15 protein-coding genes are annotated in these 15136 nt (G+C 68.3%); 14 read left to right on the top strand and 1 reads right to left on the bottom strand.

Going from position 1 to position 15136, the window contains the following annotated elements; genetic code table 11:
- Positions 1 to 212: 212 nt before the first annotated feature.
- The 6 genes from ACOZ38_RS14595 (at position 213) to ACOZ38_RS14570 (ending at position 6083) form a co-directional block, all read left to right on the top strand.
- Positions 213 to 3122, top strand: a complete 2910-nt coding sequence (locus tag ACOZ38_RS14595; protein WP_424531139.1) for a M36 family metallopeptidase — start codon at positions 213 to 215, stop codon at positions 3120 to 3122.
- An 842-nt stretch (positions 3123 to 3964) separates the two neighbouring features.
- On the top strand, positions 3965 to 4636 hold the full coding sequence (locus tag ACOZ38_RS14590; RefSeq protein WP_424537211.1) for a hypothetical protein: 672 nt from the start codon (positions 3965 to 3967) through the stop codon (positions 4634 to 4636).
- Positions 4555 to 5016 carry a GntR family transcriptional regulator gene (locus tag ACOZ38_RS14585; RefSeq protein ID WP_424537008.1) on the top strand — a complete coding sequence of 154 codons (462 nt, stop codon included), beginning with the start codon at positions 4555 to 4557 and terminating at the stop codon, positions 5014 to 5016. The genes ACOZ38_RS14590 and ACOZ38_RS14585 overlap by 82 nt, the downstream gene beginning before the upstream one ends.
- Before the next feature lie 176 nt (positions 5017 to 5192).
- On the top strand, positions 5193 to 5612 hold the full coding sequence (locus ACOZ38_RS14580; RefSeq protein WP_424537007.1) for a DUF6119 family protein: 420 nt from the start codon (positions 5193 to 5195) through the stop codon (positions 5610 to 5612).
- A complete protein-coding gene (locus ACOZ38_RS14575) occupies positions 5507 to 5863 on the top strand; it encodes a TIGR04141 family sporadically distributed protein (RefSeq protein WP_424537006.1) in 357 nt (118 codons plus the stop codon). Before ACOZ38_RS14580 ends, ACOZ38_RS14575 begins: the two co-directional genes overlap by 106 nt.
- Positions 5853 to 6083 carry a hypothetical protein gene (locus ACOZ38_RS14570; protein ID WP_424531137.1) on the top strand — a complete coding sequence of 77 codons (231 nt, stop codon included), beginning with the start codon at positions 5853 to 5855 and terminating at the stop codon, positions 6081 to 6083. Before ACOZ38_RS14575 ends, ACOZ38_RS14570 begins: the two co-directional genes overlap by 11 nt.
- Before the next feature lie 45 nt (positions 6084 to 6128).
- On the opposite strand, the gene ACOZ38_RS14565 is transcribed toward ACOZ38_RS14570, so the two are convergent.
- Positions 6129 to 7343, bottom strand: coding sequence for a phosphotransferase (locus ACOZ38_RS14565; RefSeq protein ID WP_424531135.1), 1215 nt, complete (start codon positions 7341 to 7343; stop codon positions 6129 to 6131).
- Positions 7344 to 7953: 610 nt separating this feature from the next.
- Here ACOZ38_RS14565 and ACOZ38_RS14560 point away from each other — a divergent pair.
- From ACOZ38_RS14560 to ACOZ38_RS14525, 8 genes are all read left to right on the top strand, one after another.
- Positions 7954 to 9084 carry a sensor histidine kinase gene (locus ACOZ38_RS14560; RefSeq protein WP_424531133.1) on the top strand — a complete coding sequence of 377 codons (1131 nt, stop codon included), beginning with the start codon at positions 7954 to 7956 and terminating at the stop codon, positions 9082 to 9084.
- A gap of 106 nt (positions 9085 to 9190) precedes the next feature.
- Positions 9191 to 9610 (top strand): roadblock/LC7 domain-containing protein, encoded by a 420-nt coding sequence (locus ACOZ38_RS14555; protein WP_424531131.1) that lies wholly within the window; start codon positions 9191 to 9193, stop codon positions 9608 to 9610.
- A complete protein-coding gene (locus ACOZ38_RS14550; protein WP_405147145.1) occupies positions 9607 to 9966 on the top strand; it encodes a DUF742 domain-containing protein in 360 nt (119 codons plus the stop codon). The genes ACOZ38_RS14555 and ACOZ38_RS14550 overlap by 4 nt, the downstream gene beginning before the upstream one ends.
- Positions 9947 to 10555, top strand: coding sequence for a GTP-binding protein (locus ACOZ38_RS14545; protein ID WP_424531129.1), 609 nt, complete (start codon positions 9947 to 9949; stop codon positions 10553 to 10555). The genes ACOZ38_RS14550 and ACOZ38_RS14545 overlap by 20 nt, the downstream gene beginning before the upstream one ends.
- Positions 10552 to 11838: a cytochrome P450 gene (locus ACOZ38_RS14540; RefSeq protein ID WP_424531128.1), complete on the top strand. Its 1287-nt coding sequence runs from the start codon at positions 10552 to 10554 to the stop codon at positions 11836 to 11838. The genes ACOZ38_RS14545 and ACOZ38_RS14540 overlap by 4 nt, the downstream gene beginning before the upstream one ends.
- Before the next feature lie 277 nt (positions 11839 to 12115).
- Positions 12116 to 12850, top strand: coding sequence for a two-component system response regulator CseB (cseB, locus tag ACOZ38_RS14535; RefSeq protein ID WP_424531127.1), 735 nt, complete (start codon positions 12116 to 12118; stop codon positions 12848 to 12850).
- The gene (locus tag ACOZ38_RS14530; protein WP_424531125.1) at positions 12847 to 14052 is read left to right on the top strand and encodes a sensor histidine kinase; all 1206 of its coding nucleotides are present in this window, start codon (positions 12847 to 12849) and stop codon (positions 14050 to 14052) included. Before cseB ends, ACOZ38_RS14530 begins: the two co-directional genes overlap by 4 nt.
- Positions 14053 to 14163: 111 nt before the next feature.
- Positions 14164 to 15123 carry a D-alanyl-D-alanine carboxypeptidase family protein gene (locus ACOZ38_RS14525; RefSeq protein WP_424531123.1) on the top strand — a complete coding sequence of 320 codons (960 nt, stop codon included), beginning with the start codon at positions 14164 to 14166 and terminating at the stop codon, positions 15121 to 15123.
- Positions 15124 to 15136 lie beyond the last annotated feature (13 nt).

Raw genomic sequence — 15136 nt, 5'->3', positions numbered from 1 at the left:
ACATCCACGATCACCCTGCTGTACCTGGCTCCGACCGGCCGCCTGCCACTGCGGTTGATGAGGCGCTCGGGTGGAGCGACGCACGGTCCTATATATGCCTATTTTTACGACTTTACAAGATCTTGTCACGCTTGCTGGGTGGTGTTACCACTGTCTCATCAGGTGGGACGCGGCCAACGGAGCCACGTCTCCCAGTTCAGGAGGCAAGCAGCGTGTCGTCGTCTCTTCCGCCATTACGCATCATCGTCACTGCGGTTGCCGCAGCCTCGCTCGCCCTTTCCTTCGCCGGGGTCGCCCAAGGCGAGCAGCGTCGTGAGCCGAGGAAACTCCCGGTCGTCCACGGCGATGGACACGGCAAACCGGATAAGGACAACAGGAAGGGCCGAGTAGCACCCCCGCGCTCCGCCAAAACACCGGCCAAGGGGACCCTCCGATGGAATGACCTCGGCACTCCCGCACTCGTCGCCTCGGAAGAGCCGCTCGCCGTAGGGCTTGCCGCCGATCCCGTACAGGCCGCCCGTGCCTATCTGAAGGCCAGCACAGACCTCTTCGGCCTGCAGGCCGAAGCCGTCGACGCGCTGGAGACGGTCGCGGTCAATCCGATCGGCAAGGGGTATGCCGTGCTCCTGCGGCAGAAGTTCGGCGGCCTGCCCGCCGGCTACGACGGCCTGGTGGCGGTCGGCGTGACCGACGGCAAGGTCCTGCACGCCTCCTCGACGCTGTCACGGGCCACGAGCGCACCGCCGGCCGCGGTCATCACGGAGCAGCAGGCACTGGAGATCGCCGCACGCGACGCGGAGATCGACCTCAGCGCCGCCTCGACCAAGCAGGTGGAGGAGGTCGCGGTACCCGCCGCTGACGGCGTGCACCGCGCCTTCCAGGTCACGCTGATCGAGCTGGGGCAGGAGGAGGAGCCGGCGGCCTACACCACCTACGTCGACGCGGTCAGCGGTGACATCCTGATCACGGAGAACCTGGTCGATCACTTCGACCCGGAGAATCCGACATGGTCGGCCTTCCCGGCCAATCCCCCGGCGGACTACTCCTCCACCGACACGCGGCAGAAATGGTGTTTCACCCCCGGGCCGGGGTGCGACCCCGTCGTCGCCGGCGACCCGGCCGCCGGCAAGGCCTGGGACATCGATCACACCACGGACACGCCGACGTACACGAGCTTCGGCAACGCGGCGCGCACGGTCGAGAACCGCGCCAGCGGTTCTTCCGGATCGGTCGGTACTCGCAGCAACGTGATCACCTCGAGCCGCAACTACAACTTCCCGTGGCAGAACCAGTGGTTCAACGCCAAGTGTGACCCGGCAGCGTTCGACCAACCGGGCGAGGCCGACCTCGAGGCGGCGATCAGCAACCTGCACGCGATGCACAACCGCATGCACGACTGGTCGTACCGCCTGGGCTTCACCGAGACCGCCTGGAACATGCAGGTGAGCAACGGTGAGCGCGGCGGGCTCGGCGGCGACCCGGAGCGGGGCAACGCCCAGGCCGGTGCCAGGGTCCTGTCGATCCGCAACAACGCCAACCAGATCACCCCTGGGGATGGCGTCGCCCCCATCTCGAACATGTACCTGTGGCAGCCGCAGGCCGGGGCGTTCTACGCGCCGTGCGTCGACGGTGACTACGACATGTCGGTAATCGGGCACGAGTACACCCATGCCATCTCGAACCGCATGGTGGCCGGGCCGAACTCGGGGCTCAGCGGGGCCCAGGCCGGCGCGATGGGCGAGAGCATCTCCGACCTGTTCGCCATGGAGTACCTCTTCGAGAACGGTTACCGCCCGCGTGGCGACACGCCGTACGTGACCGGCGGCTACGTCACCGGCGACGCGGAGCGGGGCATCCGCAACTACGACATGTCGAAGTCGCCGCTGAACTACAGCGACATCGCCTACGACCTGGTCGGACAGCAGGTGCACGCCGACGGTGAGATCTGGTCGGCGACCCAGTTCGACGTGCGGGACGCCTTCATCAACAGGTACGGCAAGGGCTCGGCCAAGGATCAGCGGGCCTGCGCCGAGGGCCGGAAGCCGCTCGACGACTGCCCGGGCAACCGGCGGTGGATCCAGCTGCACTTCGACGCCTTCCTGCTCACGACCGCGGGCAACCTCAGCATGGTGGACATGAGGGACGCGATGCTCGCGGCGGACAGGATCCGCTTCGGCGGTGCGAACCAGGACATCATGTGGAGGGCGTTCGCCGAGCACGGCCTCGGCGCGGCAGCGGCCAGCAACGGGACCAACGATCCCGACCCCAAGCCCGGCTTCGCCTCTCCGCATGGCGGCAACGCGACGGTGACCCTGCACCCCGCGGGCGAAGCCGCCGACGCGCCCGTCCGCCTGTACGTGGGCGACTACGAGGCCCGTGCGGTCCCGATCGCGGACACGGACCCGGCCACCGAGCTCGGCGCGACCTTCCAGATCGTGCCGGGAACCTACTCCTTCGTCGCGGTGGCCCCAGGGTTCGGGCACAAGAGGTTCGAGTTCACGCTGAAGAAGGACCAGATCAGAGACCTTCCCGTGCAGATGTTCCGCAACCACGCCTCGGCCGCGGCGGGCGCGACGGCGACCGGCGACGGGGTGAACCAGGACAAGCTGATCGACGAGACGGAGGCAACGAACTGGGCATCGCTCACCGCTCCGGTCGCCGGCCGGGCCGTCATGGTCGATCTGGCGGGCACCAAGGCCGCTCAGATCCGCAGGGTTCAGGTCAGCGCCATGCTCCGGCCTGCCGTCAACGATCCCGCCGACCCCGGTTCCCAGAACCGGTTCACCGCGCTACGCGCCTTCGAGGTGCTGGCCTGTGACACGACCTCTGGGACCGACTGCGCGAACCCGGCGAACTACGCCAAGATCTACACCAGCCCTGAGGATGCGTTCGCCACCAGCCTCCCGCGTCCGCGAGGCGCCGATCTGGTCATCAAGTCGTTCGATGTCCCGCGGACCCTCGCCACCCACCTGATCCTGCGCACGGTGTCCAGCCAGTGCACCGGCAACCCGCTGTACGCGGGCGAGCAGGACAACGATCCCAACTCCGCCACCGACTGCGCCACCGCCGCCCCGCTCGCCGGTCAGATCCGGGCCGCCGAGTTCCAGGCGTTCTCCCACTGACGCCATCGACCTGATCGATCGAGGAGGGCCGGGATCTCCTGGCCCTCCTCCCCCTTCAAGCGCGTCCGCGCCCCCCGGCCGGTCACGCGCCGACGGCGTCGCACGGGCGGAGCAGGGTGCCGAGATTGACTCCGTGCAGCGGCCAGAGCGGCCCGGCGAGCCGGGCCGCTCTTAATCCCTTTTGAGATGGCTCGGCCGGATGTGGCCAACGAGCAGGACCTACCATCCCCCGTCTTGATGCAGCCCGGTTTAGCGGTCACGGTGAGTGTTGGGTGATTCATCTGCTGGATGTGGGTGTGACGAGAGCCCCCAAGCCCTACACCGAGACCGCCCGATCAGCGGCAGAAGGGCGCGTTGGCTCGGGACGCTTCATCAGAGGCTTTCTGGGACGTCCGTATAGCGACCCATCATCGGGCTCTTTACCGGGCGGGCTTAGTGGGAACACCTGCGCGATGCGGCAGGTCATGCGGCCGGGTTCACCGCCGATCTTGTAGCGATGGGGTTCCCTGTCGGACGCCCGCCGCTCCGTTTGAACTCGTTGGCCCTGTCGTCTGTATCAACTGTTTGACACAAGGGTCATTCCGCTTCACAATGCGTTGTATCAAACAGATGGTACAAGGAGGCGGGTTGTGGGCGGTCAATTGGTTGTCGCACTCCTGGCGGGAACAGGGCTCATCGGCGTGATGATCGCGTTACTGGCTCGAACGAAGCCGCGGTCCGTCCCAGACGTCGGTGTCCCTGACGGGGTGATCCGGACGACCGCGGCGTGGCGGTGGGGCGGCGTTGGAGCCGGGGTACTCGTTACCGGTGTTGCCGTAGGGTCGGGGGCTCTCGGCCGGGGCTTGATGCTCGCCGCTCCGCTTTTCGGTTTGTGCGTTTTGGCGGGCGTCCTCGTCGGCGAGTTCAGCGTTCGTGCATCGGATGGCCAGACGCGTCAGGCCGTCGTGGAGGTTCGGCAGGTGCGTGACTACCTGCCGCGGCAGCTCAGCCGCGCCGTGATTACCGCGGCGTGCGCACTGGTCGCGCTCCTGCTTGCAACGACCGCTGCAGGGTCTCCTGACGATCTCGGCCGTGCCGGCCGGAGTCTGTTCCGCAGGTGCAGCCCGACGAGCGCAGAGGGCCACGGTCCATGGGCGGGGTCGTTCTACAGCTTCCCGCTGGGGATCGTGGTGCTAGTCGGCGTCGTCGCGGCCGTTCTCGCGCTGCGGCAGATCGTCCGTCGTCCACGCCCCGAGAACCCCTCTGGTCGCATCGTCAGCGACGATGTCCTTCGGCGGCGGGCGGCGAACGCGGTCACGGGTGCGTGTGGAGTCCTGGTCACGATTCCGTTGATCGGGGTCTCCTTGGTAACAGCAGCCGGCCTGCTTTCGATCACCTGTCGGCCGGTGTCGTGGACCGTGACTGGCTGGCTACTGATCGCCTTGATACCGGCATGGCTGGTTCTGTTGGGTTGGAGCGCTGCGGCGATCTTTACCCCGCATCACCGCTCACCTGCGGTTCAAGCGGTCTCGTGAACCCTCGACCGACTCTCGTCGTCACCGCCGACGATCCCACACCACCGTACGAGCAACTCCGACGGCAACTCGTTGACCTGATCCGCTCCCGCGTCATCGGCCCGGGGGATCGCCTGCCACCATTGCGGCAGTTGGCAGGTGATCTCGGGCTTGCCGTGGGTACTGTGGCCCGCACCTATCGCGAGTTGGAGTCGGCAGGGCTGGTCCACTCCAAGCGCGGCGGCGGGACGCGAGTGGCCGACGACCCTCCGCACCTGTCCGCCAGTGAACGTCAACGGCTGCTTCACCAGCAGGCCGCCATATACGTGCGCCACGCCCGTCTACTGGGCGCAGACCGGCAAGCGGCGATCGAAGCCGTCCAACAGGCGCTCGCCGAGTAGCCGTGAATCCGTGCCCGCACGGTATCGCGCACGCGTCCGCATGAAGATCCCCATACGGGCACTGACGGACGTCCGGCATGAGCGGAAGTCTCGCCGGGCGACATGATGGCCAGTCCGCGCAGAGCTTGGGTTGGTCAGCCTCGTCGTGATCATGTAAAGCATCAGCCGACCAGCAGATCATCAAGGTCTGTGAAATGGAGGCACATCCGAGCTTCGCCTTCATCGAGGCGATCAAGCCGGTGCGGGACGCCGCCGTCATCAGCCGCCTCGACGCCATGCTCGACGAAGGGCTGCGCGGAAAGACCGAGGTTCCCCTCGCCCTGGCCGTACCGGTCGACCTCGCCGCGAAGCTGGACGAGACCGTGTCGTACAACATCAAGATCGGTTCAGGGTGTGTCCGGGGCAGGCGGAGCCTCGAGACGGAGGACATCCTGAACCGCTGCCGCGTCCTCAACGGGACCGCCCCACGGCGGCGCTGCGTGCGGGCCGCATCGAGCTGTCCGACGGCCGCGACGGCACCGGGACGCTCGGAGGCACTACTGCCATCCGCTGGCTGGAGGCGCGCCTGGCCATCAAGGCCCGCCAGTACTTCCTGATCGACGGCGAATGGCATGAGAGCGGCGCCGACTACCTCAACGGCATTCGCGAACAGATCGACCAGCTCATCAACACGGCCTCCTCGACGACCCTGCCGCCGTGGCGGAAGGGCGAGCACGAGAAGGCCTACAACCTGCGGGTCCAGCACGAGCTGGGACGGGCGTCGTACCTGTGCCTGGACCGCAGATTCTGGTCAGGGCCTTCTTGGTGTCGGAGACCGGGACGGCGTCTATGCACAGGTGCCCCGTGACGGCCTGGTAGCGGTCGAGGTCGTCGCGCTTGTCGAGGTAGATCGCGCTGGTGAGCTGCTCCAAGTAGACAGGGAATGCGACGTGTACGTCTACCTCAACAACGACCCGGGCGGCGCGGCCGTGCGCAACGCCGAACGCTTCGCCGAACTGGCCCGCACCGAGGGCCGGCCGCTGAGCCGCACCCCCGCCGGCGTTCCAGAAGCCGGAGTCACCACCTAGGGTTCCCTGGACTCCTCCGCCGCCCAGGCGGTTTCCGCGGCGGACCTACTCGGACTTCGTGCTGGTCACCGCGCCGAGCGTGTCCAAGTCCAGGATGGCGTTCGACGCGCGTTCCAGGATGCCGAGACTGGTCGAGTCGGGCTGGAACTTGGGCTGCATCGCGCTGCGTCCGATGGAGAGCAGCCAGCCGAAGTAGGACCAGAACATCTGCTGGCGGTAGGCGAGCCACGCGGCGTCGAAGTCCGGCGCCGTGACCCCGGCCGCGCTGAGCCGCTCCAGGTAGAAGGCCAGCAGGTCACGTTCCCAGTTTCGCCGGTCCTCCACGGCCAGTCCGGTCGCGATCGTGTACGACACGTCGTAGGCCCAGGTGCCGCGCATGACGACCTGCCAGTCGCCGAACCCCATCCGGCCAGACTGGGTCTTGTAGAAGTTGCTGATGTGCGAGTCGCCGTGCAGGAGGGTCAGGGGGCCTTCCGCGGACAACTCCAGCGAACGCCAGAGCGCTCGGTAGAGGTCCTCGTGGAGGTGCACTATGGCTTCGGGCATCACCGCCTTGGCGCGCTGGACGCCGACCCTGGCGCGCTTCTTCAGCCCGGCGAACTTGTCAAGGTTGCCGATGAACGTTTGCGGTGTCTTCCGCAAGAACGAGTGGCGATCCAACTCGGGACTGTTCCAGTACTGCCCATGCCAGACCGCCATGCTGGCGAGCAGGTCCTTCATCTCCTCGCGCGAGATGGGCGTCTGAGGCGTACAGAAGGTCACGCTCTTGGTGGCGACGATGTCCTCCATCAGCGCGATCGAGCGCCCTGACGCCGGGTCGACGGCTCCGTGGTAGCCGTGCGGCGCCTCGATCTCCAGATGGGGCCGGATGTACTTGTAGAACCCCGGCTCACCCGTCAGCACGTCGGCCATCCCCAGCAGGAGGCGCTGGGTCCAGCTCCGGCTGGTCTTGGCGAAGACGGCTGTGGGCAGGCCTGCGTCGCGACCGGCCTGGTTGTAGGTGACCGCCGCCCGCCAGCGGCTCGACGTGCCGTTGCTCACGTCTTCCAGGTCATACGACTCGACCGCGCCTCCGGGGTGCTCGCCGCACATGACGGCGGTCAGCCATTCGCGGGTGACCTCCCTCGTCCGTACCGGCACGTCCGTCAAGCGGGTCGCACGTTGCCGGGTGAGCTGCTCCCGCAGAGCGTGGCCGTTGTATCGCACGATTCCCTTGGCCACCGCCAGGCCTGGGCTGTCAGTACGCGCACCGGTATCCAAATGAATGATCTCCTTGATCCCAAGCTACCGGGATTTGACAATGGATCTTGCTTCATGTGGAGTATGCCGGATTGAAAAGCTCTCAGCCACCCTGCATCCATCGGAACGGAGGTCCCCTCCGAAGCGGGACACCGATCCCGGCACATCCGGCAGCGCCAGGCCGAAGATCACCGGCCCGGCAGCTTACCCGGGCCGTATTACCGGATTACCGGCCCTGGAAGTCTCCTGGAGCTACGACGCCCGATGCGATCCCGAAGGCGATGGCGAACTCCCGCTCGAAGGTCGCACAACCACGCAACCCGGCCTCTACCAAACCCGGGGCGGCTCGCCCTCTGCCACCAACCGCCGACGAGGAACCGATTTGTCAGTACAAATACCTATTCGCCGTCAGGTGGGGCGCCCGCCGATAGGTCAGGCCCTACTCGTGCTGTCGGCCGCTGTGATCATCACGGGGGGTGCGTGTCTGTGGGCGGTGGCCGAAGTGCCGACTACGGAGCGGCCATTCGTGGCTTGGTGCCTCGGCGCCGCGGCCGTCCTGTTGTGCGTCGCCGCCACGGTCGCGGCATACGGGACACAGCAAGCGCGTCAGCTCCGAGACCGTCTCGCGGCGATGGACGCGGACAGCGCCCGGCTGGCCGACTACACGCTTCCCGCTTTGGTGAACCGGTTGCGCGATGGGGCGTCGGCTGACACCGCGCTCTCCGAGATACCGAAGCCCGCCGACAGAACCCACCAGCGCGTCCTGTGGACGCTGGCACAGGAGGTCGGCAAGGGAGAGCGCATGCGCGCGGCGGCGATGTCGGCCTGCGCCAACGCCGCGGGCCGAGTTCAGGCGCTGGCGACCAGCATGCTCGCCGATCTGCGAGAGATGGAGGACCGACACAATGAGGAAGTTCTCGGGGATCTGCTGAAGTTGGACCACAGCACCGCGCAGGCGGGCCGTCTGGCGGACAGCATCGCCGTACTGACCGGCGCGCGCTCCGGTCGGCGCTGGACCAAGCCGATCGTGATGGAGAGCATCCTGCGTGGCGCGGTGGGTCGCATCAGCGCCTACCAGCGGGTGCGGGTGCACTCGGCCAGCACCGTCGCGGTCGCCGGGTACGCCGCCGAAGGCGTCATGCACGCCCTCGCCGAACTGATGGACAACGCCACCAGGTTCTCGCCTCCATCCGAGGAGGTGCACGTGTACGTGGAAGAGGTAAGCGCGGGAATCGTGATCACTGTCGAGGACTGCGGTCTCGTCATGAGCGCCGCCGCGCTGAGCCGCGCCCAGATGGCCGTCTCCTCCGAACCGCTGGACCTGACCACACTGTCCGGTACGCGGCTTGGCCTGGCCGTGGTGGGCTGCCTGGCTCGCAAGCACGGCCTGACGGTCTCCTTCAGGCCGTCCTCGCGCGGAGGGACCGGAGTGGTGGTCATGATCCCGCCGAAGTTGATCGTGCAGTCCGCGCCGATCTCCCGCCTGGAGGAGCCGGGCCGGACAAGTCCGTCCACCCCGCGCCCCGCGCGCCCTGCCGCCGCGCCTCCTGCGGACGGCGAACCGCACGGGTTGCCCAAGCGCCACCGCGGGCAGACGCTGGCGGCGGCATCCCCGACCTCCACCCCCGCGGCCGCACCGACGGCGAAACCCGTGCAGCCCCACTCCGATTCCGGAGCGAGGTTCAGGGCTTTCCGCCAGGCCAGCCGGGGAGGCGGCACCGGCAGCGGTACTTCTTCTCCCCCAGAAGACGGCACACGGTGACCGCGACCTCGATTCTCGCCGCCGGACCGGATAGGACAAGACAACAGATTGGAGGGTGGGGCCGTCCTTCTGGCATCAATGCCCGGATCACCGCCCCAGAATCCCGATGAGAACCCCAGACCGCGACCTCGCCTGGTTGCTGGAGAACCTCCTGCAGAGGACGCCGCAGACCCGGCACGCCTTGGTGCTGTCGAAGGACGGCCTCAAGCTTTCCCACACGTACGGGCTGAGCGTGGACCGGGCTGACCAGCTGGCCGCCATCGCCTCGGGCATCCAGAGCCTGTCTCATGGCGCGTCCATCGAGTTCGGTGATGGCACCGGCGGGCTGCGGCAGTCCATGACGGAGTTCCACGGCGGGCTTCTGTTCATCGTGGAAGCGGGAGAGGGAGCCCATCTCGCCGTCGTGGCGAGCGATGACGCGGACCCCGGCATCATCGGGCACAACATGAATGAGCTGATCGAGCAGATCGGCGAGTATCTGACCGCCCCGCCACGCACGCCCCAGCAGAGTAGCCGACCGCTATGACCTCGCGGCGAGTCGACGGCGAGAACCCGGACCGGTTGTACACCGTCACCGGCGGGCGCAGCCGCGCGGGCGAGAGCGTCATGGACCTGGTCACGCTGATCGTGAGCGAAAGCGATCCCACGCCGGGCATGCAGTCCGAGCATTTCAACATCCTCCGGATGTGCCGCCGCCCGAAGGCGGTGGTGGAGATCTCCTCGGAGCTGCGACTGCCGGTGAGCGTCGTGAAGATCCTGCTGTGTGACCTGCTCGACGCCGGGCGCATCACCGCCCGCCATCCGCCCTCGGCTCCCGCCAAGGCTCAACTGCCCGATCCCGAACTCCTGAAGCAGGTGCTTGTTGGACTTCAGAAGCTCTGAGCAATCAGCGCACACGCCGTTACGAAGCACGGCCAACACCGGACTCAAGATCGTGGTCGTCGGCGGGTTCGGTGTGGGCAAGACGACCATGGTCCGCTCTGTCAGCGAGATCCGCCCGCTGAGCACCGAAGAGACCATGACGGGCGCGGGCGTAGGGATCGATGACGCGACCGGGGTGGAGGCCAAGACCACGACCACGGTGGCCTTCGACTTCGGCCGCATCAGCCTGAACGAGCAGATGGTGCTGTACCTGTTCGGAGCTCCGGGCCAGGAACGGTTCTGGTTCCTGTGGGACCGGCTGTTCTCGGGGTCTCTGGGGGCGGTCGTCCTTGTGGACACCCGTCGCCTGGCCGACTCCTGGTACGCCATCGACCGCCTCGAGCACCACGGAATGCCGTTCATCGTCGCCCGCAACAACTTCGGCGAACCGGTGCACCCCCTGGGACAAGTACGGGAGGCGTTGTCCCTCTCCGATGACGTCCCGCTGATCGAATGCGACGCTCGCCGTCGTGAGTCCAGCAAGACCGTGCTGATCACCCTCGTCAACCACCTCTTCGCCCTGTCCTCCGCCCGGGAGGGGACCCCATGACGAACACCGACCACTCACCCGACTCGGCCTCGTGGTTCCCCGCCTCGCCGGCGCCGGCGGGTTACCCGGCCCATGCGGGAGCCATGGCGTTGCACGGAACCCGGTTCCACCAGAATCCGGCTCAGCTGTACCGGGAGATGAGGCAGCGACATGGGCAGGTCGTCCCGGTCCTGCTGGAGGGCGACGTACCCGCGTGGCTCGTGATCGGATACCGCGAGCTCCGCCAGGTCCTCAGCAATCCCGTGCTCTTCGCCCGCGACTCCCGCCGCTGGAACGCCTGGGATCGCATCCCGCCCGACTGGCCGCTGATGGCGTACGTCGGCTACCAGCCCTCCATGCTGTTCAGCGAGGGACCCGAGCACCAGCGGCGTGCCGGGGCCGTGAGTGATGCCCTTACCGCCGTCGATCAGTTCGAGTTGAGATCCCAGTGCGAGCGGATCGCCGACAGCCTGATCGACGCGTTCACCGGCAGCGGCGTGGCCGACCTGATGGCCCAGTACGCTCACCCGATGCCTCTGCTGGTCGTCGCCACGATGTTCGGCCTGCCCGAATCCGAGGCGCCACGCCTGGTATGGGATGTGAGCGCGACGCTGAACGGCGGAGAGGGCGCGATGGAGGCCTATCAGCGGGTCCACGCCACCATGCAGCGGTTACTGGACAGCAAGCGCCAACACCCCGGCCCGGACATACCCTCACGTCTGATGGCGCACTCCGCAGCGCTCGCCGACGAGGAGCTCATCCAGGATCTGATCTTGGTGATGACCGCGGGGCAGGACACCACGGCCAACTGGATCGGGAACACCCTGCGACTGATGCTGACCGACGAACGGTTCTCCGTGACTCTGTCGGGAGGCCGCCGCAGCGTCGGCCAGGCGCTGAACGAAGTGCTGTGGGAGGACTCGCCCAGTCAGAACAGCCTGGGCCGCTGGGCGGTTCACGACACCCAGTTGGGCGGTCAGCGCATCCGGGCCGGCGACGCGCTCATTCTCGGCCTGGCCGCCGCGAACTCCGATCCGCAGGTCCGGCCGGACCTGTACGGCGGCTCCGCCGGGAACCACGCGCACATGTCCTTCGGCCACGGCGAGCACGGATGCCCGCACCCGGCGCCGGAACTCGCCGAGGTCATCGCCCACACGGCCGTCGAGGTGCTCCTGGACCGGCTCCCGGACGTGATGCTGGCGGTGGCCGCCGACTCACTGGTATGGCGGACGTCCATACAGATGCGCGGCCTGTCCGCCCTGCCGGTCGAGTTCACCCCCGGGTTCGTCGTGGGAAGGGGATAGCCAAGCCACCGCGCCCGCCCTCGACGACGGCTTCCGCCCCCGGCCGGACGACCCGCCGCTGAATGTCCTCTCCTGGAACCGTCTGACAACGCCCCGGGCGGCACCGCCGTACGGTTCGACCGCGGCGCACGAGTTGGACTGGAAGCCCAAGCGGTGAAGTGCGCGGACAGGCGGCCGTAAAGTACAGCGTGGCATCCCAACCTGTGAATCCTCGCCGACCCGGGCCCATCGACGCCGAGCACGGCACCACCGGCCCGACCCGGGTGGTGGCGCTCTAGTGGCGGGAACGATCCTGGACGCCTCGTCGCCCATCACGGTGTTGCTGGTGGAGGACGACGAGGTGATCCGCAAGACGGTGGGCATGGCGCTGGAGCGCTACGGTTACCGCCTGTCCACCGCCGGTGACGGCCTGAGCGGCCTGGAGTCCTTCCAGGACGGCGGGCACGACCTGCTGCTGCTGGACGTCATGCTGCCCGGCCTGGACGGCATCGGCCTGTGCCGCAAGGTCAGGGAATCCAGCATGGTGCCGATCCTGATGATGTCGGCGCGGGGCGACGCCCTGGACGTGGTGTCGGGCCTGGAGGCGGGCGCGGACGACTACGTCGTCAAGCCGGTCGACATGCCCGTGCTGGTGGCCAGGATCCGCTCCCTGCTGCGGCGGGCCACCTTCACCCCGCAGCCGGAATCCACCGGCGCCTCCGTCGGCATCGGGGGCGCCGACCCGTCCACGCTCACCTTCGGGGATCTGACCATCGACAGCGGCGCCCTTGAGGTGTGGCGGGCCGGACGGCCCGTCGCGCTGGCCCCAACCGAGCTGCGGCTGCTCCTTGAGTTCGCCGCCCACCCCGGGCTCGTGCTGGACCGCCGGACGCTGCTGCGCGACGTGTGGGACTACGGCTGGGACGGCGACAGCCGCGTGGTGGACCTGTGCGTGCAGCGGCTGCGGAAGAAGATCGGCGCCGAGCGCATCGAGACGGTGCGCGGCTTCGGCTACAAGCTGCGCCGTTCATGAATCCGGCCTCCTTGCGGTGGAAGATCGCCGTACTGGTCGCCATGGCGTCCTGCTCGGTCGCGGCCGTGGTCGGGGTGCTGGTGCATCGGGCGACCTTCGACCGGTCGCTCCGCATCGGCGAAGGCGCCGCGGAGCTGGCAGTCACGCAGGTGGCGGACGAATACGCGCGCACCGGCACGGCGCCGGGCGACGCGCTGAAGGATCCGGCCGAGCTTCCTGAGGAGCTGCGGCAGCGGCTCACGTCCGCCGAGCCGGTCACCTGGTACGGCGAGGAACGGCCTGGCCGGCCCTGGATGTGGGCCGCCAGGCCGGTGGGAGGCCAAGTGGTCACCGCCAAGATCGACATGGGAACGGAGCTGAGGAGCCTGCAGGCCCTCGACCGGAACATGGTGAAGGCCGCGCTGGCCGCGCTCGCCGTCGTCGTGCCCGTATCGGCGCTCGCCGCCGAGCTGCCGAACCGGCGGCTGCGCCGGGTGGCCGCCACCGCGCGGCTCATCGCGGACGGGGACCTGAACGCCCGTACCCAGGCGGGCGGCCGTGACGAGATCGCCGGCATCTCGGCGGCCGTCGACTCCATGGCGGCGACCTTGCAGCGGCGGCTGCTCGCCGAACAGCGCTTCACCGCCGACGTCGCCCATGATCTGCGCACCCCGCTGATGGGGCTTCTCACCGCGACCGAGCTGTTGCCCGGCGGCGAGGCGACCGACCTGGTTCGCGACCGGGTCGGCGTACTGCGGTCGCTGGTGGAGGACCTGCTGGAGATCTCCCGCCTGGACGCGGGGGCCGAGCAGGCCGAGCGCTACCCCGTGCCGCTCGGTGGCCTCGCCGCCGAGTCGCTGCGCCGCCTCGATCTCACCGCCCGATTGACGGTGGAGGGCGACCCCGTGGCCGACACCGACCCGCGCCGCCTGGACCGGATCATCGCCAACCTCGTCGCCAACGCGCACCGGCATGGCCGGCCTCCGGTGGAGGTCGGCGTGAGCGGCCGGACGATCGTGATCCGCGATCACGGGCCGGGCTTTCCCGATGACCTGCTGGCCGACGGTCCGCAACGCTTCCGCACCGGTAGAGCCGAACGCGGCCAGGGCCACGGTCTGGGCCTGACCATCGCTCTCGGCCAGGCCCAGGTGATCGGCGCCGAGCTCGTCTTCGCCAACGCCCCGGACGGCGGCGCGATCGTCACGCTCCACCTCCCGGGCTGACATACGCGCCTGATACACACCCGATACGCACCTGAGCGGTGGCTGATGAGCCGCTTCCGCAGGGTCGACACCTCCGCGGCCGAAAGTGGCCGGTAAGCGCCCGATCGAGGCGTGAACCGACCGCTCGTGGAGGTCCCCGCCATGTGTTCCGCCCGTCATAACGTCGTCCGCTCCGTGCTGTGGGCCTGCGTCCTCGCCCTGATGGTCGCCGGCGTGTCCGGCTGCGTCGGCTCGGCCCGCAGTGACGTCCGGGCCGCACCTCCCCGGCCTGTCATCGACCTGTCACTGCCGTGGCCGAGCGAAGGGCAGGCCGGCATCGAGGTGGTCGGCGTGGGCGGCCTCGGCACGAGCGGCCAGATGAGGCCGGTGCCGATCGCCAGCGTGACCAAGGTGATGACGGCCCATGTGATCCTCAAGGATCATCCGCTCAAGGACGGCGAGGCGGGTCCGCTCATCGAGGTCGACAGGACCGCCGCCACCGAGTCGCTGTCCGGGCGGGAGTCCACCGCGCCCGTACGGGAAGGGCAGAGGCTGTCGCTGCGCCGGTCGCTGGAGCTGATGTTGATCCCGTCCGGCAACAACGTCGCCCGGCTGCTGGCCCGCTGGGACGCCGGATCGCAGGAGGCCTTCGTCGCGAAGATGAACGCCGCCGCGGCCGGCCTCGGCATGGCCGACACCGTCTACACCGGCGCCAGCGGCAACGAGGATTCCACGGTCAGCACGGCGGTCGACCAGTTGAAGCTGGCCCGGCAGGTGATGAAGGACGAGGTGTTCCGTCAGGTCGTCGCCATGACCGAGACAACGGTGCCGGGCGACCCGAGCGTGCTCCGCAACACCAACACCCTGCTGGACAGACCCGGTGTGATCGGCGTCAAGACCGGGTCGGGCACCGCGGCGGGCGGCAACCTGATGTGGGCCGTCAAGGCCGAGATGGACGGCAGGACGCGCCTGGTGCTCGGCGTCGTCCTGGCCCAGAGCCCGGGCACCAACCCGACGGCGGGCAAGTACGCCACACTGGACGCCGGCGACAGGCTGATCACCGCTGTGCGGAAGGAGCTGGCCTCCCGGTGAGCGCCTGGCCGGT

This window comes from Sphaerisporangium viridialbum, assembly GCF_049674955.1.
Lineage (GTDB): Bacteria > Actinomycetota > Actinomycetes > Streptosporangiales > Streptosporangiaceae > Sphaerisporangium > Sphaerisporangium viridialbum.
The sequence above is the reverse complement of the archived record's forward strand: the minus strand, read 5'-3'. Positions and strand labels throughout refer to the sequence as shown.

Bases quoted from the DNA above. Each gene is read 5' to 3' on its own strand.
- ACOZ38_RS14585 (WP_424537008.1), top strand. From the start codon at position 4,555: ATGGCTGGTTCTGTTGGGTTGGAGCGCTGCGGCGATCTTTACCCCGCA.
- ACOZ38_RS14560 (WP_424531133.1), top strand. From the start codon at position 7,954: ATGGACGCGGACAGCGCCCGGCTGGCCGACTACACGCTTCCCGCTTTG.
- ACOZ38_RS14555 (WP_424531131.1), top strand. From the start codon at position 9,191: ATGAGAACCCCAGACCGCGACCTCGCCTGGTTGCTGGAGAACCTCCTG.
- ACOZ38_RS14550 (WP_405147145.1), top strand. From the start codon at position 9,607: ATGACCTCGCGGCGAGTCGACGGCGAGAACCCGGACCGGTTGTACACC.
- ACOZ38_RS14540 (WP_424531128.1), top strand. From the start codon at position 10,552: ATGACGAACACCGACCACTCACCCGACTCGGCCTCGTGGTTCCCCGCC.
- ACOZ38_RS14530 (WP_424531125.1), top strand. From the start codon at position 12,847: ATGAATCCGGCCTCCTTGCGGTGGAAGATCGCCGTACTGGTCGCCATG.